General features: G+C 69.1%; 20 protein-coding genes. 12 read left to right on the top strand and 8 right to left on the bottom strand.

What is annotated here, in order from left to right; all coding sequences use genetic code 11:
• Positions 1-408, top strand: a 408-nt coding sequence (gene rplQ / locus ACFE64_RS11135; protein ID WP_375392532.1) for a 50S ribosomal protein L17, incomplete at its 5' end; no start/stop codon positions are given.
• Between the two features lie 40 nt (positions 409-448).
• Positions 449-2,005: a glutamine-hydrolyzing GMP synthase gene (guaA, locus tag ACFE64_RS11130; RefSeq protein ID WP_375392531.1), complete on the top strand. Its 1,557-nt coding sequence runs from the start codon at positions 449-451 to the stop codon at positions 2,003-2,005.
• Between the two features lie 308 nt (positions 2,006-2,313).
• On the opposite strand, the gene ACFE64_RS11125 is transcribed toward guaA, so the two are convergent.
• The 3 genes from ACFE64_RS11125 to ACFE64_RS11115 are packed head-to-tail and all read right to left on the bottom strand — an operon-like array spanning position 2,314 to position 5,995.
• On the bottom strand, positions 2,314-3,492 hold the full coding sequence (locus tag ACFE64_RS11125) for a VWA domain-containing protein (protein WP_375392530.1): 1,179 nt from the start codon (positions 3,490-3,492) through the stop codon (positions 2,314-2,316).
• A gap of 20 nt (positions 3,493-3,512) precedes the next feature.
• Positions 3,513-5,396 (bottom strand): CocE/NonD family hydrolase, encoded by a 1,884-nt coding sequence (locus ACFE64_RS11120; protein WP_375392529.1) that lies wholly within the window; start codon positions 5,394-5,396, stop codon positions 3,513-3,515.
• Positions 5,397-5,455: 59 nt separating this feature from the next.
• Entirely contained in the window at positions 5,456-5,995 is a 540-nt protein-coding gene (locus ACFE64_RS11115) for a CHAP domain-containing protein (protein ID WP_375392534.1), read from the bottom strand.
• A 22-nt stretch (positions 5,996-6,017) separates the two neighbouring features.
• Here ACFE64_RS11115 and ACFE64_RS11110 point away from each other — a divergent pair, with 22 nt between their 5' ends.
• Both ACFE64_RS11110 and ACFE64_RS11105 read left to right on the top strand, forming a co-directional pair.
• Entirely contained in the window at positions 6,018-6,422 is a 405-nt protein-coding gene (locus ACFE64_RS11110; protein WP_375392528.1) for a nucleotidyltransferase family protein, read from the top strand.
• Between the two features lie 41 nt (positions 6,423-6,463).
• Positions 6,464-6,775: a DUF86 domain-containing protein gene (locus ACFE64_RS11105; RefSeq protein ID WP_375392527.1), complete on the top strand. Its 312-nt coding sequence runs from the start codon at positions 6,464-6,466 to the stop codon at positions 6,773-6,775.
• Here the strand turns inward: ACFE64_RS11105 and ACFE64_RS11100 are convergent.
• Together ACFE64_RS11100 and ACFE64_RS11095 are read right to left on the bottom strand one after the other, a co-directional pair.
• A complete protein-coding gene (locus ACFE64_RS11100; RefSeq protein WP_375392526.1) occupies positions 6,772-7,626 on the bottom strand; it encodes an AAA family ATPase in 855 nt (284 codons plus the stop codon). The two genes, ACFE64_RS11105 and ACFE64_RS11100, sit on opposite strands and share 4 nt — an antisense overlap.
• A 73-nt stretch (positions 7,627-7,699) precedes the next feature.
• Positions 7,700-8,335, bottom strand: coding sequence for a DUF6975 family protein (locus ACFE64_RS11095; protein ID WP_375392525.1), 636 nt, complete (start codon positions 8,333-8,335; stop codon positions 7,700-7,702).
• A 187-nt stretch (positions 8,336-8,522) separates the two neighbouring features.
• Here ACFE64_RS11095 and ACFE64_RS11090 point away from each other — a divergent pair, with 187 nt between their 5' ends.
• From ACFE64_RS11090 to ACFE64_RS11070, 5 genes are all read left to right on the top strand, one after another.
• On the top strand, positions 8,523-10,757 hold the full coding sequence (locus tag ACFE64_RS11090; RefSeq protein ID WP_375392524.1) for a DPP IV N-terminal domain-containing protein: 2,235 nt from the start codon (positions 8,523-8,525) through the stop codon (positions 10,755-10,757).
• Between the two features lie 87 nt (positions 10,758-10,844).
• On the top strand, positions 10,845-11,609 hold the full coding sequence (locus tag ACFE64_RS11085) for an FkbM family methyltransferase (protein WP_375392523.1): 765 nt from the start codon (positions 10,845-10,847) through the stop codon (positions 11,607-11,609).
• 86 nt (positions 11,610-11,695) lie between these two features.
• Positions 11,696-12,724 carry an aspartate-semialdehyde dehydrogenase gene (locus ACFE64_RS11080; protein WP_375392522.1) on the top strand — a complete coding sequence of 343 codons (1,029 nt, stop codon included), beginning with the start codon at positions 11,696-11,698 and terminating at the stop codon, positions 12,722-12,724.
• A gap of 17 nt (positions 12,725-12,741) precedes the next feature.
• A complete protein-coding gene (locus ACFE64_RS11075) occupies positions 12,742-13,059 on the top strand; it encodes a hypothetical protein (RefSeq protein WP_375392521.1) in 318 nt (105 codons plus the stop codon).
• Positions 13,050-13,487 (top strand): GFA family protein, encoded by a 438-nt coding sequence (locus ACFE64_RS11070; RefSeq protein WP_375392520.1) that lies wholly within the window; start codon positions 13,050-13,052, stop codon positions 13,485-13,487. Before ACFE64_RS11075 ends, ACFE64_RS11070 begins: the two co-directional genes overlap by 10 nt.
• Before the next feature lie 9 nt (positions 13,488-13,496).
• Here ACFE64_RS11070 and ACFE64_RS11065 read toward each other — a convergent pair whose 3' ends face one another.
• From ACFE64_RS11065 to ACFE64_RS11055, 3 genes are read right to left on the bottom strand one after another with little or no spacing between them, the layout of a single operon-like run.
• Positions 13,497-15,107: a DHA2 family efflux MFS transporter permease subunit gene (locus ACFE64_RS11065; protein WP_375392519.1), complete on the bottom strand. Its 1,611-nt coding sequence runs from the start codon at positions 15,105-15,107 to the stop codon at positions 13,497-13,499.
• The gene (locus ACFE64_RS11060; RefSeq protein WP_375392518.1) at positions 15,088-16,176 is read right to left on the bottom strand and encodes an HlyD family secretion protein; all 1,089 of its coding nucleotides are present in this window, start codon (positions 16,174-16,176) and stop codon (positions 15,088-15,090) included. The genes ACFE64_RS11065 and ACFE64_RS11060 overlap by 20 nt, the downstream gene beginning before the upstream one ends.
• Complete coding sequence (locus ACFE64_RS11055) at positions 16,169-16,615, bottom strand: MarR family winged helix-turn-helix transcriptional regulator (RefSeq protein ID WP_375392517.1); 447 nt, start codon at positions 16,613-16,615, stop codon at positions 16,169-16,171. Before ACFE64_RS11055 ends, ACFE64_RS11060 begins: the two co-directional genes overlap by 8 nt.
• A 63-nt stretch (positions 16,616-16,678) precedes the next feature.
• Between ACFE64_RS11055 and ACFE64_RS11050 the strand changes: the two genes are divergently transcribed.
• The 3 genes from ACFE64_RS11050 to ACFE64_RS11040 all read left to right on the top strand — a co-directional run.
• Positions 16,679-17,131: a GFA family protein gene (locus ACFE64_RS11050; RefSeq protein ID WP_375392533.1), complete on the top strand. Its 453-nt coding sequence runs from the start codon at positions 16,679-16,681 to the stop codon at positions 17,129-17,131.
• Entirely contained in the window at positions 17,112-17,873 is a 762-nt protein-coding gene (locus ACFE64_RS11045) for an alpha/beta fold hydrolase (RefSeq protein ID WP_375392516.1), read from the top strand. Before ACFE64_RS11050 ends, ACFE64_RS11045 begins: the two co-directional genes overlap by 20 nt.
• 50 nt (positions 17,874-17,923) lie before the next feature.
• Positions 17,924-18,404 (top strand): M2 family metallopeptidase (locus tag ACFE64_RS11040; protein WP_375392515.1); only part of this gene is annotated, 481 nt, incomplete at its 3' end.

Here is an 18,404-nt window from a genome sequence, read left to right as displayed (position 1 = left end):
GGGCGTAAGCTCCAGCGTACTTCGGCCCATCGTGCGGCGCTGTTCCGCAACATGGCGGCCGCGCTCATCAAGCACGAGCAGATCACCACCACGGTGGCCAAGGCCAAGGAGCTGCGGCCGTACGTCGAGAAGCTGGTGACGCTGGGCAAGCATGGCGGGCTCTCCAACCGCCGGCTGGCGCATGCGCGGCTGCTCGACGACGCGCAGCTGGTGAAGCTGTTCGACGTGCTGGCCACGCGCTATGCGGACCGCAACGGCGGCTATACCCGCATCATCAAGGCGGGCATCCGCGCCTCGGACGCGTCGCCGATGGCGGTGATCGAGTTCGTCGACCGCGACCTTTCGGCCAAGGGGCAGGATTCCGGGCCGGTGCTGAGCGACGACGAGGATTACGCCGAGGCCGCCTGACGGCTTTGCGTCGCCGCCGCTGCGCCGCTAGGGCGCCGCGATGGAGCATCCCGACTCGATCCTCATCGTCGATTTCGGCAGCCAGGTGACGCAGCTCATCGCCCGGCGCGTGCGCGAGGCGGGGGTCTATAGCGAGATCGCGCCGTTCCAGGCCGCCGAGGCGGCGTTCGACCGGCTGCGCCCGCGCGGCATCATCCTGTCGGGTGGCCCGGCCTCGGTGACGGAGGCGACCAGCCCGCGCGCGCCGCAGCATTTCTTCGACGCGGGCGTGCCGGTGCTGGGGATCTGCTACGGCCAGCAGCTGATGAGCGCGCAGCTCGGCGGCGAGGTCGTGATGAGCGGCGACGGCGGCGAGTTCGGCAAGGCGTTCGTCGACGTGAAGGCCGATTGCGCGCTGTTCGACGGGCTGTGGCGGCCCGGCGAGCGCCACCAGGTGTGGATGAGCCACGGCGACAAGGTCGATGCGCTGCCGCCGGGTTTCGTGGCGGTCGCGACCTCGGACGGCGCGCCCTACGCCGCCTCCGCCGACGAGGGGCGGCGCTTCTATGGCGTCCAGTTTCACCCGGAGGTGGTGCATACGCCGGACGGCGGCCGGCTGATCGCCAATTTCGCGCGGGCCATCTGCGGCTGCGCCGGTGACTGGACGATGGCCGAATATCGTGCGGCCAAGATCGCCGACATCCGCGCGCAGGTCGGCGACGCCAGGGTGATCTGCGGCCTGTCGGGCGGGGTGGACTCCGCGGTGGCGGCGGTGCTGATCCACGAGGCGATCGGCCAGCAGCTGACCTGCGTGTTCGTCGATCACGGCCTGCTGCGCGCGGGCGAGGCGGAGCAGGTCGTCGGGCTGTTCCGCGAGCATTACGGCATCCCGCTCGTCCACGTGCAGGCGGAGGCGCGGTTCCTGGCCGGGCTGGCGGGCGTCACCGACCCGGAGGCCAAGCGCAAGTTCATCGGCGGCGCCTTCATCGAGGTGTTCGAGGCGGAGGCGCGCAAGATCGGGGGCGCGGCGTTCCTGGCGCAGGGCACGCTCTACCCCGACGTGATCGAAAGCGTGAGCTTCACGGGCGGCCCGTCCGTCACGATCAAGAGCCATCACAATGTCGGCGGCCTGCCCGCGCGCATGGACATGGCGCTGGTGGAGCCGTTGCGCGAGCTGTTCAAGGACGAGGTCCGCGCGCTGGGCCGCGAACTGGGGTTGCCGGACGTGTTCGTCGGGCGGCACCCGTTCCCCGGCCCGGGGCTGGCGATCCGGATCCCCGGCGAGGTGACGAAGGACCGGTGCGACACGCTGCGCAAGGCGGACGCGATCTACCTGGAGGAGATTCGCATCGCGGGGCTCTACGACGCGATCTGGCAGGCGTTCGCGGTGCTGCTGCCCGTGCGCTCGGTCGGCGTGATGGGCGACGGGCGGACCTATGACAACGTGCTCGCGCTGCGCGCGGTGACGAGCGTCGACGGGATGACGGCGGACGCGTTCGAGTTTCCCGGCGGCTTCCTGCCACGCGTCGCGACGCGGATCGTCAACGAGGTGCGCGGCGTGAACCGGGTGACGTACGACTATACGAGCAAACCGCCGGGCACGATCGAGTGGGAATGAACGGCTCCGTTCGATGGACGAGCAGGCTGACGCTGCGGAGTTGGGCGGTTGGTCTCGCATTCGCGGCGGCTGGCGCGTCGGCCCAGCTCGATCCATCCTGCTGAACCCGGCCCACCGCGCCGTTTCACGTCATCGGTCCGATGCCGGGCCGAGGCGCGATACGGGCGCGCGTCTGGCGGCGGGAGTGGAGGATGCGGCGCGCTGGCCGCGGGCGGGCGTGCGGGCGGGCGGGACGAGCTATGGCGTGGTGCGCTTCCCGGCAGTCGCCGTTGATCGCGCGGTGCGCGCCCTCGCGGTCCCCATAGAAGCTACCGCTTCCTGGTCAGCTCGCGCATCGCCTCGTCCAGGCCGCCCAGCGTCAGCGGATACATGCGGTCGTTCATCAGCTCGCGGATGATCGTCACCGACTGGGAATAGCCCCATTGCGGCTGCGGAATGGGATTCAGCCAGACCGCGGCGGGATAGGTGGTGGTCAGGCGCTGCATCCAGGTCGCGCCCGATTCCTCGTTGAAGTGCTCCACCGAGCCGCCGGGATGGGTGATCTCGTAGGGGCTCATGCTGGCATCGCCGACGAACACCAGCTTGTAATCGTGACCGAACTTGTGGAGCACGTCCCAGGTCGGCGTGCGCTCCTCGAACCGGCGGCGGTTGTCCTTCCACAGGCCCTCGTACGGGCAGTTGTGGAAATAGAAGAACTCCAGGTTCTTGAACTCGGTGGTCGCGGCCGAGAACAGCTCCTCGCACAGCTTCACGAACGACTCCATCGAGCCGCCGATGTCGAGGCAGAGCAGCAGCTTGACCGCGTTGTGCCGCTCCGGGCGCATCACCACGTCCAGCCAGCCCTGGCGCGCGGTGCCGTCGATCGTCGCGTCGATGTCCAGCTCGTCGGCCGCGCCCTCGCGCGCGAAGCGGCGCAGGCGCCTGAGCGCCACCTTGATGTTGCGGGTGCCGAGCTCGCGCGTGTTGTCGAGGTTCTTGAACTCGCGCTGGTCCCAAACCTTCAGCGCGCGCTTCTGCTTGCCCTCGCCGCCGATGCGGACGCCTTCGGGGTTATAGCCGGCATTGCCGTAGGGGCTGGTGCCCCCGGTGCCGATCCACTTGCTGCCGCCCTGGTGCCGGCCCTCCTGCTCCTCCAGCCGCTGCTTGAGCGTTGCCATGATCTCGTCCCAGGAGCCGAGCGACTTGATCTGCTCCATCTCCTCGGGCGTCAGGAACTTCTCGGCGACGGCCTGGAGCCAGTCGGCGGGGATCTCGGCGGTCTGCTGGCCCCATGTGTGGGCGATGCCGCGAAAGACCTTGGCGAAGACCTGGTCGAAGCGGTCGAGCAGGCCCTCGTCCTTCACATAGGTCGCGCGCGCAAGACAATAGAAGTCCTCGGGCGTGCGATCGATCACCTCGGCGTCCAGCGCGGCGAGGAGGGTAAGGTGCTCCTTCAGGCTGGCGGGAATGCCGGCCAGGCGCAGCTCGTCGAGGAAGTTGATGAACATGGCCGCCTCCTAGCAGGGGATCAGGGCGTGGGCACCACGGGCAGCTCGACATAGCTGCCCTGGCCGCCCCAGCGGACGCTGACGGTCGCCGCGCGATAGTCGGCGGGCTTCGCGTCGAAGATGTTGGCGACGAAGGTCTGCGGGTTGCGGTCGTAGAGCGGGAACCAGCTCGACTGCACCTGCACCATGATGCGGTGGCCGGGCAGGAAGACGTGGTTGGCGTTGGGCAGCACGATGCGGAAGACGGTAGGCTGGCCGGCGGGGATCGCCTTGGGCTCCGACAGGCTGTCGCGATAGCGGCCGCGCAGGACGTCCATGGCGACCGCGAGCTGGTAACCGCTCAGCTTTGGATCGGCCGCATACTGGTCCGGGTAGACGTCGATCAGCTTGGCGACGAAATCGCCGTCGGTGCCGGTCGTGCTGGCGACCAGGCTCACCGCCGCCGCGCCGGCGATGGCGACGGGGGCGGTGAGCGGGGCGGACGTATAGGCGAGCACGTCGGGACGGTCGCTGAACGGGCGCTGGTCGTCGACCAGCCACTGGCCCCAGGTGGAGCCGGACGCGTAGGTCGGCCGGATCGGGCGCAGGCGATAGGGGACGGGCTTCTTCGGATCGGAGACGTAGCTGTCCGCCCCCGCCGCCGCCGGCGCGGCCGGGGCGAGCGCGGCGTCGGCGGCGAACCACCACCGCTGGGTCGTCGGTGCGGCGGGCCAGCGATCGAGCCGCTGCCAGCGGTTCGTGCCGGTCTGGAACGCCAGGACGCGGGGCAGGGCGGCCGGCGCGCCGTTCGTCTTCAGGTTGGCATCGAGAAAGGGGAGCAGCGTGTCGCGGCGGAACTGAAGCGCGGTATCGGCGTCGAACCTGATCGGGCCGAGCGTGGCACCGTCGCCCACCCAGCCGCCGTGCCGCCAGGGGCCGAGCACGAGGTGGTTGAGGCCCTGCGGATCGACGGGCGCCAGCGCCTCGAACGCGGCGACCGCGCCGTAGATGTCCTCCTGGTCCCACTGGCCGGCGATCCACAGCGTCGGCACGGTCGGCGCGTGCCTGGGCAGGATGTCCTCCAGCGCCTGCGCCTGCCAGTAGCTGTCATAGGTCGGATGATCGTGGAGGCGCTGCACGATCGGCAGCTGTTCCAGCCCGCGCGCGTGCACGAAGTCGGACGCCGAGCCGGCGCGCAGGAACTCGTCATAGTCGTCGTAGGTCGTCCGCCACAGGTCGCCGGCGGAGCCCTTCGCGGCATCCTGCTCGTAATAATAGTCATAGCCGGCGATGCGCGTCGCGCCGCCGTGGAAGTCGTCGTCGCCCTTGTAGGTGTTGATGACCGGATTGGCGGGGACGGCGGCCTTGAGCGCGGGGTGCGGATCGGTCAGCGCCATGGCGACCATCATGCCGTCATAGCTGGTGCCGATCATGCCGACCCGACCGTTGCCCTCGGGCACGTGCTTCACCAGCCAGTCGACCGTGTCCCAGGCGTCGGTGGCATGATCGGTCCTGGTCGGATTGAGGGGACCGCGCAGCGGGCGCTCGTTGATATAGATGCCCTGCGAACCATGTTTGCCGCGCACGTCCTGCACCGCGAGGATGTAGCCGGCGCGGACCAGCTCGGCACGCCACGGGGCGACGAGCTGCTCGGGATCGGGGCCGCCGTCCTTGATGGCGGCGTCGGCGCCGTAGGGCGTGCGCTCCAGCAGGATCGGCGCGTCCTTCAGTCCCTTGGGGACGAGCAGGACGGTGTGGAGCTTGACGCCGTCGCGCATCGCGATCTCGGCGACGCGGCGTTCATAGCGGAAGCCGGCGTCGGCGGGCTTGAAGCTTTTGGGGATATCCGACGCGGTCTGCGCGCCCGCCCCGGTGCCGATCGCGGCCGCGAGCGCCGCCGCCGTCCAGCCGACCCATCCCCGCATGTCATCCTCCGCCGTTGCGCGGCGGTTGGTGGCACAGCGGAGCGGCGTCGCCTAGCGGCTTAGCGCGCGGGAACTCTTCCGGCGGGCGCATAGGCGTCGATCAGCGCCCCGACATAATCGGGGTGGCGCGCGGTCAGCTCGCGCGCGGGCGGACCGTCGCCGTAGATGAAGCCCGCGACCGGATAGGTGGTGCCGCCCAGCCCGTCGGAGTCGCGGAACCAGACCTTGACCGCCGACCAGTCATTGTCGGGGGAGACATCGAACAGCGTGACGTCCTGCTCGGCATGGCCGCGCTCGCCGTTCTGACGCGACCAATTGGCGTGGGTGAGCATGACGACGCGCTTCTCCACCACGCGGCTGACCACCGCGACGTGGCCGAGCGGGAGGCGGCCGGTTCTCTGGAACACGATCACCGCGCCTGCCCGCGGCGTGTGACCGCGATCGTACCGTCCGTCCGCCTGGTCCCACCAGGTCCAGGCGTCGCCGTAAATTTGGATGCCCGACGCCGCGCGCGCGAACGGCACGCATTGGCCGACATAGTCGAGCAGCCCCTGCGCGGGCGCGGCCGACGCCACGCCGGCGGCCAGCACCGCGACCATCGCTCGTCGGGAGAACCGTCCCATGCCCAATGCCTACCACCAAAGAATGAACGGCGTTAACGCGGCGTGGTTACTGAAAGTTAAAGGGGATGCGGCCCCTGCGGCGTCCTGCTATGTTAACGCGGTGAACGCCGCCGAGATCGTCACGCGCCTCAAGGCGATGGAACCGGAGCTCCGCTCGGCGGGGCTGGACGCGCTGTACCTGTTCGGCTCGCGGGCGCGGGGAGATGCGCGACCGGACTCCGATGTGGATCTGGCTTACGACCTTACGGAGGAGGCGGATTTACGATTTAGCTATTTCGATCAATTTGCCCTCGAAGATCAAATCACGGCGGCGCTCAGAACCTCTATAGACCTTATCATGCGCCGCAGCTTGCGTGATCCAATACGGCGCAACGTGGAGCCTGACTTGATGCAGGTCTTTTGATGCCCTCACCTGAGAACAGAGACTCAGAGCGGCTCTCGATCATGCTGACGATTGCGGACCGCATCGACGCTGACATGCGAACTCTCACGCGCGATGCTTTCCTCGCCAGTCGCAACGCGATCGACCTTGTCGCCTTTCGCCTGGCGAGCTTGGGAGAATACGCGAACAAGCTCGCGCCCGATCTGAAGGCTCGCCACCCCGATGTGGATTGGAATGGCGCTTACCGACTTCGGAACGTCATCGCCCACGACTACGACGGCATCAACGGTGCGTTGATCTGGACAACAGCGGGCGAGCCTTTGGCAAAGATGGTCGCCGCATGCCGCACCGAACTCGAGGCCGGTAACGCCTAGCCTCGGTTCGCCTGCCGCTTCGCCATGAACGCCAGGCGTTCGAACAGCATCACGTCCTGCTCGTTCTTGAGCAGCGCGCCGTGGAGCGGGGGGATCGCCTTGGTCGGATCGCGGTTCTGCAGGACGTCGAGCGGCATGTCCTCGTGCAGCAGCAGCTTCAGCCAGTCGAGCAGCTCGCTGGTCGAGGGCTTCTTCTTGAGGCCGGGGACCTCGCGGACGTCGTAGAAGATGTCCATCGCGCGGTTGACCAGGATCTTCTGGATGCCGGGGAAGTGCACGTCGATGATCGCCTGCATCGTCTCGCGATCGGGGAACTTGATGTAATGGAAGAAGCAGCGACGCAGGAACGCGTCGGGCAGCTCCTTTTCGTTGTTCGAGGTGATGACCACGATCGGGCGCTCGACGGCGCGCACCGTCTCCTTGGTCTCGTAGACATGGAACTCCATGCGATCGAGCTCCTGGAGAAGGTCGTTCGGAAACTCGATATCGGCCTTGTCGATCTCGTCGATCAGCAGCACCGGCGCCTGGGGCCGCGTGAACGCCTCCCACAATTTGCCCTGGCGGATGTAGTTGGCGATGTCGTGGACGCGCTCGTCGCCGAGCTGGCCGTCGCGCAGCCGGGCGACCGCATCATATTCGTAGAGGCCCTGCTGCGCCTTGGTCGTCGACTTGATGTTCCACTCGATCAGCTCGGCATCGACCGCCTTGGCGATCTCATAGGCGAGCACCGTCTTGCCGGTGCCCGGCTCGCCCTTCACCAGCAGCGGGCGGCGCAACGTGACCGCGGCGTTGACCGCGACCTTCAGGTCGTCGGTCGCGACATAGCTCTGGGTGCCTTCGAAGCGCTTCATGGCCGTTTCCCGCTGCAATCCGGGCGACGGATGGCCCATCGCGCGGCGGCGCGCAACCGGTTCGGTGGCGGGTTCAGTCGTGGCCGCGCGCGCTGGCGCGCGCTTCGAGCAGGCTGAGCAGCCCGCGATGCTGCGCGAACAGCTGCTGCGCGCCGAAGGCGACCGCGCGCTCGGCGGCGGGGCAACTGTCCAGCGCCGCGGCGGTGGCGGCAAGGTCGGGCAGCGTCGAGGGCGGGACGTCGATGCCGAAGCGATCGGCGGCATGGGCCAATAGCTGGCGGAGCGCCGTCCAGTCCCACACCAGCGCCGCCGCCGCGCCGAGCCCCACGCCCGTGCGCTCGGAACGCGCGAGCATCTCCAGCGCGTGCCGTTCGGCGGTGAGCGCCGTCTCGCTCTGCGCCTGGCCGGGCGTGGAGGGGAGCGGCCCGGCCGCCGCCACCAGGTTCGCCAGGAACAGCCGCTCGGCCGCGAAACCCGCGACCGCCGCCTCCAGCCAGTCGCGCGGACCGGCGGCGGGATCTCCGGCGACGATCTCGAACAGGTCGGGATGGTGACCGTGCACCGCGCACAACGCATGGACGGCGTCGCCCAGGTCGCGCGGTGCCGCGGCGCGGGCGATCAGCGTGGCGTGGAAGGGATGCGCGGCCGCGCCGTCCGCCGCCGCCAGCCGTCGCACGAGACCGGCCGCGCCCGTATCCATGCTCGCCATCTGCCTTTCCGACACCTGTCGCTCCCCAACACTCAAGGCGGGACGAGGTCCCGGTGCGCTACCTGTCGCCCCGGCTCTACGCCGACTGGGTAAAGAGGCGGTGAAGCGCGCGCCGATCGGTATCGCCTGGGCTTGTCGCCTGCTCGGCCCGCCGCAATAAGGCGTCACGACAGGGGAGTTGAACGGGATGCGCGCATGGCTGGCGGGACTGGCGTTGGGGATCATGGGAGCGCCGGGGATGGCCGCTGAGGCGCCGGCCCGGACCCCGACGCGGCCGGGCGACCTGACGCTGGCGCGCGTGTTCGGCAGCCCCGATCTGTCGGGCCAGCAGCCGCGCGCGCTCAAGCTGTCGCCGGACGGCACGCTGCTGACCTCGCTCAGACCGCGCGCCGACGAGAAGGAGCGGCTCGACCTGTGGGCGCTCGACACGCGCACCGGGCAGGAGCGGCTGCTGGTCGATTCCAAGAAGGTCGGGTCGGGCGCGGAGCTGACCGAGGCCGAGAAGATGCAGCGCGAGCGCGCGCGCATCGGCGGCAGCAAGGGCATCGTCGCCTATGACTGGGCGCCCGACGGCAAGTCGATCCTCGTGCCGCTCGACGGCGACCTCTATCTCGCCACGCTGGACGGCAAGACCCGGCGGCTGACCGATACGCCCGAGGCGGAGCTGAACCCGGTCGTCTCGCCGAAGGGCGGCTATGTCAGCTTCGTGCGTGACCAGAATCTCTATGTGCAGCCGCTCGGCGGCGATCGGGCGCGGCCGGTGACCGAGGGCGGCGCCGGCACGGTGCATTGGGGTGAAGCGGAGTTCGTCGCGCAGGAGGAGATGGACCGCCGGACCGGTTACTGGTGGTCGCCCGACGAGCGCCGCATCGCGGTGGAGCGGTTCGACGAGGCGCCGGTCCATACCGCCGTGCGCGCCTCGATCGGCGCCTCCGGCACGAAGACGTTCGAGCAACGCTATCCGGCCGCGGGCACGCCCAACGTGCTGGTGGCGCTGTATGTCCTCGACGCCGACGGTACCGGGCGGGTGCAGGTGGACCTCGGCGCCGATCCCGACATCTATCTCGCCCGCGTCGACTGGACACCGGACGGGAGCGCGCTGCTCGTCCAGCGCGAAAGCCGCGACCAGAAGACGCTGGACATGCTCCGCGTCGATCCGGCGACGGGCAAGGCGACGGTGCTGTTCACCGAAAAGGCGGGCGCGAGGAGCTGGCTCAACCTGTCCGACGATTATCGCCTGCTCAAGGACGGCAGCCTGATCTGGCGCTCGGAGCGGGACGGCTACGGGCACCTGTATCGCTACGCGCATGGGCGCTGGACGCAGCTGACCAGGGGGCCGTGGGTGGTCACCGGGCTCGTCGGCGTCGACGAGGCGCGCGGGCGCGTCTACCTGCTCGGCAACAAGGACGACGTGCTGGAGCAGCAGGTCTATGCGCTCGATCTTGCGCATCCCGGCCAGCTGACGCGGCTGACCGAGCCGGGCTGGTGGAACGGCGCGACGATGGACGCCGCGGCGACGCGACTGATCGTCTCGCGCTCCAATCCCGGGCAGCCGACCCAGACCTATCTCGCCGACACGACCGGCAGGCGGATCAGCTGGATCGATCAGAACGCGATCGCAGCGGGGCATCCCTACTACCCGTTCCTCGCCAGCCACCAGCCGACGAAGTTCGGGACGATCAAGGCCGCCGACGGCTCGACCCTGTACTGGGAGATGATCACGCCGCCGCTGGAGCCGGGCAAGCGCTATCCGGTGTTCTTCCAGCATTATGGCGGCCCCGGCACCGGCCAGCAGGTGACCCGCGCCTGGGGTGGGGCGCTGGCCCAATATCTGGTCGATCAGGGCTGGATCTTCTTCCAGATCGACAATCGCGGCTCGTACAACCGCGGCAAGGCGTTCGAGGACCAGATCTATCACGCGATGGGATCGGTCGAGGTCGCGGACCAGCTGGCCGGCGCCAGCTATCTCAAGTCGCTGCCGTTCGTGGACCCGGCCAGGATCGCGATCTACGGCTGGTCCTATGGCGGCTACATGTCGCTCAAGATGCTGGAGAAGACGCCGGGCGTCTATGCGGCGGCGGTGTCCGGCGCGCCGGTGACCGACTGGCAGCTCTACGACACGCATTACACCGAACGCTATCTCGGCGATCCGGCCAAGGACCCGGGGAGCTATGCCTCGTCGGCGGCGGTGGCCGACGCGGCCAAGATCAGGGACCCGTTGCTGCTCATCCACGGCATGGCGGACGACAACGTCTTCCTGACCAACTCGACCCTGGTCGCGGCCGAGATGCAGAAGACCGACACGCCGTTCGAGATGATGTTCTACCCCGGCTATACCCACCGCGTCGCCGGGCCGGGGATCAGCGAGCATCTTTGGGGCACGATCCTCGACTTCCTGGACCGGACCGTTAAGAACAAGTGAGGCGCCGCGAACCATCGTGATCCGTGGAGGCTCTCCGCATCGGCAGAGGCTTGGCGGCGTGCCTCACGGACGACGGGGAGCGCGCGGATGCGGTTGAGGCGGCGATTGGCGGAGGGGGCGGCGGACCTGCTCGGCCTGCAGGTGTTGCCGCGCGCCGACGTCTGGGACTGGCCGGAGGATCATTACTGGCGCGCCCTGTTCAAGGCGCTCGACATCGATTGCGTCTTCGACGTCGGCGCCAATGTGGGCCAATACGGCCGGCTGTTGCGATCGCGGGGATTTGAGGGGCTGATCCTGTCCTTCGAGCCCGCCCCGGCGACGTTCGAGACGCTGGCCAAGACGGCCGCCGGCGACGCGCGGTGGCACGTCCACCCCTATGCGTTCGGCGCCGAGCCTGGCGTGCTCCCGTTCCATGTCATGGAACAGAGCGTCTTCTCGTCCTTCCTGACGCCGTCCGACGACGCCAGCCTGCCGTTTCAGGGCGAGAATGTCGTCGCCCGCACGATCGACGTGGAGGTGCGGACGATCGCTGACAGCTACGCGGCGCTGGCGGCCGCGCACGGTTTCGCCCGGCCATTCCTCAAGCTCGACACCCAGGGCTATGATCTCCAGGTGGTGAACGGCGCCGGCGAGGCAATGGCCAATTTCCTTGGCGTGCTGAGCGAAGTGCCGCGCCTGCGTCTGTATGACGGCAGCCCGACCCTGTTCGAGAGCATCGCGGCATTCACCGAGCGCGGCTTCGATCTCGCGCGGATGTTTCCCGTCCACCCGCACCTCGTGCTCGAGACCATCGAGTTCAACGCCTATTTCGTCAGCCGGCTGCATTCCCGGCCAGGTGGTTCGCCGCCCTGACAGCCAGCTCGGTGCGCGAAATCGCTGCCAAATCGGTCCCGCAGGCCTTATGGGCGGATGGATCATCAAGCCGGGGTCGTTTCTTCATGGGATACAAGATCGCCATCGTCGGCGCGACGGGCAGTGTCGGGCGCGAGATGGTCAACATCCTCGCCGAGCGCGAGTTTCCCGCCGACGAGATCGCCGTGCTCGCCTCTTCGGGGAGCCAGGGCGACCAGATCGAGTATGGCGACACCGGGCGGATGCTCAAGGTGGCCAATGTCGAGCATTTCGACCCCGCCGGCTGGGACATGGCGCTGTTTGCGATCGGCTCGGAAGCGACCAAGGGGTATGGACCGAAGTTCGCGCAGGCCGGGTGCACGGTGATCGACAACTCGTCGCTCTACCGCATGGACCCGGACGTGCCGCTGATCGTGCCGGAGGTGAACCCCGAGGCGATCGCCGGCTATACGCGGCGCAACATCATCGCCAACCCGAACTGCTCGACCGCGCAGATGGTGGTGGCGCTGAAGCCGCTGCACGACGCGGCGCGGATCAGGCGGGTAGTGGTCGCGACCTACCAGTCGGTCTCGGGCGCGGGCAAGGCGGGGATGGACGAGCTGTTCGAGCAGAGCCGCAACATCTTCGTCGGCGATCCCGCGACGCCGAGCAAGTTCACCAAGCAGATCGCCTTCAACGTCATCCCCCATATCGACGACTTCCTCGACGACGGCTCGACCAAGGAGGAATGGAAGATGGTGGTCGAGACCAAGAAGATCCTCGATCCCAGGATCAAGGTGTCGGCGACCTGCGTGCGCGTGCCGGTGTTCGTCGGCCATTCGGAAGCGATCAACATCGAGTTCGAGGAGGAGATGTCGGCCGCGCAGGCGCAGCGCATCTTGCGCGAGGCGCCGGGCGTCATGCTGGTCGATAAGCGCGAGGACGGCGGCTACGTCACGCCGATCGAGGCGGTGGGCGAATACGCCACCTATGTCAGCCGCGTGCGCGAGGACCCGACGGTGGAGAACGGCCTGTCGCTGTGGTGCGTCGCCGACAACCTGCGCAAGGGCGCGGCGCTGAACGCGGTGCAGATCGCGGAGCTGCTGGGGCGGCGGCACTTGCAAAAGGCGGCCTGAACCGGAAAGATCGGGATATGGGCAAGATCGTCAGCATCGACCTCGATCCGCAGCTGGTTGCGCACTACGAACGCTCGGCGGCCGAACACGACCGCTCGCTTGAGGCAGAGTTGCGCGCGTTGATCGAGCGGAACCGTCCTCGTGGAGGAAAAGACCCGGCGCGATTGCGCAAGCTCGCGGAATATCACCAGGCGCTGACGCCGCATGGTGAGCGATTGACCGACAGCACGACCTTCATTCGTTGGGATCGCGACACGAATCACGGGAAATGGGTCGATGACGCGGCGCACCGCGGGGATCTCGATGGGCACCTCAGCCTGTTGGAATGGGTGTGATCGCCGGCGGCTGCCGCTGCGGGGCGTGCCGCTACACGCTGGCGCTGGACGCACTGCCGCCGGTCTATGCCTGTCACTGTCATATCTGCCAACGGTTCAGCGGCAGCGCGTTCAGCGTGCAGGCGCTGGTGCGCGAGGATGTGCTCGCCGTCACCGGGCCGATCATCGTCCACGAGAAGGTGACGGAGGACCGCACCTCCGTCCAGCGCTATTGCGGCGAGTGCTATGCGCGCCTCTACAACACCAACACGCGCCGCCCCGGTGTCGCGGTGGTGCGCGCCGGCACGCTCGACCGCTCGGAGGAGCTGCAATGCCGGGCGCACATCTTCACCAACTACCGGCAGGCTTGGGTGACGCTGGATCCCGCCATCCCGCAATGGGGCGAGGCCGCCGAACCCGCCGCGTTCATCGCCGCGCTGCGCGGCTGAGCGCCGGCCTCAATGCCCCATTGCGTCCGGATCGGCCTTGGCCGGCGCGGCGCCTTTAGGACGCTTGAGCAGCAGCACCAGCGGCAAGGCGCAGGCGGTGAGCACCATCATCAGCTTGAAATCGTTGAGATAGCCGATCATCGCCGCCTGCTCGTTGACGATGCCGTTGGCCATCGCGACCAGCGTGTCGGTCGCGCCGCCCGTCACCGCGGCGACCAGCGGGTCGCTGCCCACCGTGCCGAGGTCGGGGAGGCGCGCCGCCAGCTCCTCGTGGTTGATCTGGATGCTGGAGCCCAGCAGCGCCGTCACGACCGAGATGCCGACCGACGCGCCGATGTTGCGCGACAGGTTCATCAGGCTCGCGCCCTCCGTCCGGAAGTGCGGCGGCAGCGTCACGAACGCCAGGATGTTGAGCGGGATGAAGATCAGCCCCAGCCCGACGCCCTGGATCAACCCGGTGACGATGAAGTGGCTCGAGCCCATCACCAGCGTCCAGCGCGTCATCTCCCACAGCGTGATCGCCGCGATCAGCAGGCCCAGGCCGACCATCAGCCGCGGGTCGACGCCGCGCGCGAGCAGGCGGCCCGCCACCCACATCGAGGCGACGATGCCGACGCCGCGCGGCACCAGCAGCAACCCGGTGTCGAGCACCGGATAGCCGAACAGCGACTGCAGCATCGGCGGCAGCAGCGCCATGGTCGCCATCATCAGCACGCCGACCACCAGCATGAAGCCGATGCCGGTCAGCAGATTGCGGTTGCGGAACAGCGCGCGGTCGAACATCGGCGCGCGCGCGGTGGCGAGGTGGGCGCCGAACATCCATGCCGCCCCGCCCGCGACCGCCGCCTCCACCCAGATCTCGGTCGAGTGGAACCAGTCGGCATTGGTGCCGCGATCGAGCATGACCTGGAGCGAGCTGATCGCCACGGCCAGCATCGCAAAGCCGAACAGGTCGAAGCGCCGCCGCTGGATCGGCCGTGAGGGCAGCAGCGCCCACAGCACCGCAAAGCAGGCGATGCCGATCGGCACGTTGACGTAGAAGACCCAGCGCCAATCATAGTTCTCGGTCAGCCAGCCGCCGAGCACCGGCCCCAGGATCGGGCCGACCATGACGCCCATTCCCCAGATCGACAGGGCCGATGCCTGTTTGGACGGGGGATTGATGTCCATCATCACTGTCTGGCTGAGCGGGTTCATGAACGCGGCGGCGATGCCCTGGAGCACGCGGAACGCGACCATCGCCGGCAGGCTGCTCGCCGCGCCGCAGAGCATGGAGGCGACCACGAAACCCGCGACGCAGGCCAGGAACAGGTTGCGGCTGCCGACCCGATCGGCGAGCCAGCCGGTCATCGGGATCGCGACGGCGGAGGCGACGATATAGCTGGTCAGTACCCAGGTAATGCTGTCGCTCGTGGCGCCCAGCGTCGCCTGCATGTGCGGCAGCGCGACGTTGGCGATCGTGGAATCCAGGATCTGCATGACGGTCGCCGCCATCACGCCGACCGTCAGCAGCGGCCGGTTGACGGTATGCAGCGCCGCGCGCTCGGCGACGGCAACGGGAGGCGTCTCGTCGACGGGGATCGCGTCGTCGCCCGAGAGACTAGCGGACGCCACGCACATCCACCCGGACGTTCGCCGACTGGCCGGCGATCAGCTGGCGCGGCGAGGCCTCGTCGATCGCGATGCGGACGGGCACGCGCTGCGTCACCTTCACCCAATTGCCCGTCGCGTTCTGCGCGGGGAGGATCGAGAACTCGGAGCCGGTGCCGGCGCCGATCGACTGGACATGGCCCTTCAGGCGCAGGCCGGGATAGGCGTCGAAGCTGACCTCGGCGGGCTGGCCGATGCGCATCTTGTTGAGATCGGTCTCCTTGAAGTTCGCCTCGATCCAGGAGCTGCCGTTGGCGACGATCGACACCGCGGGCAGCCCGGTCACCATCATGTTGCCGACCTGGAGCCGCGACGTCTGCGAGACGGTGCCGTCGACCGGCGCGAGGACGGTGGTGCGCGTGAGATCGAGCGCGGCGCGCTCGCGCTGCACCTGGGCGGCGGCGATGGCGGGGTTCTCGCCGGGCACGGCCGCGCCGGTCTGCAGCTTGGCGCGCGCTTCGACCTCCTTGGCCTGCGCGTTCTGCAGCTGCGCGCGCGCCTGGCTGAGCGCGTGTTCCGATTGCTGGAGCCGCGCACGGGTGGTGAAGCCCTGCTTCATCAGCGCCTGCTGACGGGTGTAATCCTCCTGCGCGTTGACGATCGCGTCGCGGGCGGCCTGGATGTCGGCATCGGTGCCGGCGAGATCGGCGCGCAGCGACGCGACCGAGACCTGCGCGTTGGCGATCGCTGCCTGCGCCTGGCCGACCGCGATCCGATACGGCGCGGGGTCGATGCGAAACAGCAGGTCGCCGGCGCGCACCGGCTGATTCTCGCGCACCGCGACCTGGACGATGCGGCCGCCGACGTCGGACGAGACGGACACCCGATCCTGCTGGACATAGGCGTTGTCGGTCGAGACGAACCGGCCCGACGTCAGCCAGAAGAACAGCCCGACCGCGGCGATCAGCAGCGGCACGCCGCCGACCAGCAGCGGGCGCAGCCAGCGGCGACGCGCCGGTGCCGGCGCATCGATGACGGGCGCCGCGACCGGCGCGGCGGCGGTGGCGCGGATGTCGCGCTGGGGGTCGGCGTCAGCCATGGGCGGCCTCCTGGGCGGGGGGAGGAGCGAGCAGATTGTCGCGGATGGTGTGGAGCGAGCGGGTGAAGCGGTCGAGCGCGGCGGCGTCGAGGCCGGCGAGCGCCTCGCCCACCACCTCCTCCGCCAGACCGCGCAGCTGCTCGATCAGCGGCCGCGAGCGATCGGTGAGATAGATGTTCCAGGCTCGCCGGTCGGCCGGGTCGCGACGGCGCTCGACATGGCCGGCATCGGCCAGCCGATCGATCATGCGGCAGAGCGTGATCGGCTCCACCTCCAGCAGATCGGCGAGCGCGCCCTGGTTCGCGCCCTCGTTGCGGCTGAGCACGACCATCACGCGCCATTGCGCGCGGGTGATGCCGATCGCGCGGGCGCGCTCGTCGAACCGGCGGCGGAGCAGCCGCGCGACGTCGCTGATCAGGAAGCCGATGCTGTCGCTCATCCCTCGCATATAGTGAGTATGCTTAGCATTGCCAAGCCGCGCCGGATGCGCGAGAGCCGCGGGATGACCGAGATGATGACCGGCGGCTGCCAGTGCGGCCGCGTCCGCTACCGCGTCGCGATCGACGACGACGAGGCGTATCTTTGCCACTGCCGCATGTGCCAGCGCGCGACCGGTGGGGTGTCGATCGCGTTCAAGAGCGTCGCCCGCGCGGCGGTGACCTGGACGGGCCGCGAGCCGGACCGCTACCGCTCGTCACCCATCGCGCACCGCGGCTTCTGCCGGGAATGCGGGACGCCGTTGACCTTCGAGTTCTCCGACGGCGAATCCGCCTTCATGGACCTGACGGTCGGCAGCTTCGACGAGCCCGGGCGGTTCCGGCCGACCAGCCATTTCGCGATCGAGAGCCGGCATCCGGCCTGGCTCGACACCCGCGCGCTGCCCGGCAAGCGCAGCGAGGACAACCCCAGCACCCGCGACCGATGGATGAAAGCCTGTGGCAAACTCCCCGATTGAACCGGCGTATTTCGACAGCTGGGACGGGATCCGGCTCGCCTGGCGCGAGCTGGGCGAGGGCAGGCCGGCCGTGCTGCTGCACGGCTTCATCTCGGACGCGACGACCAACTGGATCCGCTACGGCCACGCCGCCGCACTCGCCGCCAAGGGGTTCCGCGTCATCATGCCGGACCTGCGCGGGCACGGCGACAGCGCCCGGCCGCACGCGGCGAGCGCCTATCCGCCCGACGCGCTCGCCAGGGACGGGCACGCGCTGGTCGCGCATCTCGGGCTCGGCGCGTACGACCTGGTGGGCTATTCGCTCGGCGCGCGGACGGCGGCGCGGATGCTGGCGACGGGCGCGCGGCCGCGGCGCGTGGTGTTCTCGGGCATGGGACTGGAGGGGCTGACCGCGACCGACCGGCGCGCCGGGCATTTCCGCCACCTGCTGACCAACCTCGGCACGCATGAGCGCGGCAGCCCCGCCTGGACGGCCGAGCAGTTCCTGAAGACGACGGGCGGCGATCCGGTGGCGCTGCTGGGCATCATCGACACCTTCGTCAGCACGCCGGTGGCGACGCTCAGGACGTTCGCCTGGCCGACGGGCGTGGTGTGCGGCGCCGACGACCGCGACAACGGCTCGGCGCCCGACCTCGCCGCGACGCTGCCGGACGCGCGCTACATCGAGGTGCCGGGCGGCCATATGAGCGCGGTGGTGAAGCCGGAACTGGGGCAGGCGATCGCCGACTTCCTCGCGGCTTGACCCGTCACGCGCGTCCGCCATGGTGCGCGCCGATACGAGAGAGGATCGCCATGTTCCGGGTCACCATGTCCGCCGCCGTGCTGGCGCTGGCGCTCGCCGCCATCCCGGCAGCCGCCAAGGACGTCGCGCCGGGCGCCGCCGGCCGGCCGACCGCCGCCGAGGCGGACGCCTTCGTCGCGGGCGCGGAGGCGGATTATGCCGCACGGGTCGGCGACTGGAGTCGCGCCGCCTGGGTGAACGCGACCTACATCACCGACGACACGGACGCGCTCGCGGCCAAGGCCGGTGCCGAGGCGACGGAGCTGGGCGTGAAATATGCGCTGGGCGCGGCGCGCTTCAACGGCGTGCCGGGCCTCTCCGCCGACACCCGGCGGAAGCTGGGCCTGATGAAGAACGGCCTGACGCTGCCCGCGCCGACGCGGCCCGGCGCCGCGACCGAGCTGGCGACGATCACGACGCGGATGCAATCCTCCTACGGCAAGGGCAAGGGCACGCTCGACGGCAAGCCGATCAACGGCTCCGACATCGAGG

The organism is uncultured Sphingomonas sp. (genome assembly GCF_964250165.1).
GTDB lineage: Bacteria > Pseudomonadota > Alphaproteobacteria > Sphingomonadales > Sphingomonadaceae > Sphingomonas.
This window is presented reverse-complemented; position numbering and strand designations above follow the sequence as displayed.

Bases quoted from the DNA above. Each gene is read 5' to 3' on its own strand.
- guaA (WP_375392531.1), top strand. From the start codon at position 449: ATGGAGCATCCCGACTCGATCCTCATCGTCGATTTCGGCAGCCAGGTG.
- ACFE64_RS11125 (WP_375392530.1), bottom strand. From the start codon at position 3,492: ATGTTCATCAACTTCCTCGACGAGCTGCGCCTGGCCGGCATTCCCGCC.
- ACFE64_RS11120 (WP_375392529.1), bottom strand. From the start codon at position 5,396: ATGCGGGGATGGGTCGGCTGGACGGCGGCGGCGCTCGCGGCCGCGATC.
- ACFE64_RS11115 (WP_375392534.1), bottom strand. From the start codon at position 5,995: ATGGTCGCGGTGCTGGCCGCCGGCGTGGCGTCGGCCGCGCCCGCGCAG.
- ACFE64_RS11110 (WP_375392528.1), top strand. From the start codon at position 6,018: ATGCCCAATGCCTACCACCAAAGAATGAACGGCGTTAACGCGGCGTGG.
- ACFE64_RS11105 (WP_375392527.1), top strand. From the start codon at position 6,464: ATGCTGACGATTGCGGACCGCATCGACGCTGACATGCGAACTCTCACG.
- ACFE64_RS11100 (WP_375392526.1), bottom strand. From the start codon at position 7,626: ATGAAGCGCTTCGAAGGCACCCAGAGCTATGTCGCGACCGACGACCTG.
- ACFE64_RS11095 (WP_375392525.1), bottom strand. From the start codon at position 8,335: ATGGCGAGCATGGATACGGGCGCGGCCGGTCTCGTGCGACGGCTGGCG.
- ACFE64_RS11090 (WP_375392524.1), top strand. From the start codon at position 8,523: ATGCGCGCATGGCTGGCGGGACTGGCGTTGGGGATCATGGGAGCGCCG.
- ACFE64_RS11085 (WP_375392523.1), top strand. From the start codon at position 10,845: ATGCGGTTGAGGCGGCGATTGGCGGAGGGGGCGGCGGACCTGCTCGGC.
- ACFE64_RS11080 (WP_375392522.1), top strand. From the start codon at position 11,696: ATGGGATACAAGATCGCCATCGTCGGCGCGACGGGCAGTGTCGGGCGC.
- ACFE64_RS11075 (WP_375392521.1), top strand. From the start codon at position 12,742: ATGGGCAAGATCGTCAGCATCGACCTCGATCCGCAGCTGGTTGCGCAC.
- ACFE64_RS11070 (WP_375392520.1), top strand. From the start codon at position 13,050: ATGGGTGTGATCGCCGGCGGCTGCCGCTGCGGGGCGTGCCGCTACACG.
- ACFE64_RS11065 (WP_375392519.1), bottom strand. From the start codon at position 15,107: ATGTGCGTGGCGTCCGCTAGTCTCTCGGGCGACGACGCGATCCCCGTC.
- ACFE64_RS11060 (WP_375392518.1), bottom strand. From the start codon at position 16,176: ATGGCTGACGCCGACCCCCAGCGCGACATCCGCGCCACCGCCGCCGCG.
- ACFE64_RS11055 (WP_375392517.1), bottom strand. From the start codon at position 16,615: ATGAGCGACAGCATCGGCTTCCTGATCAGCGACGTCGCGCGGCTGCTC.
- ACFE64_RS11050 (WP_375392533.1), top strand. From the start codon at position 16,679: ATGACCGAGATGATGACCGGCGGCTGCCAGTGCGGCCGCGTCCGCTAC.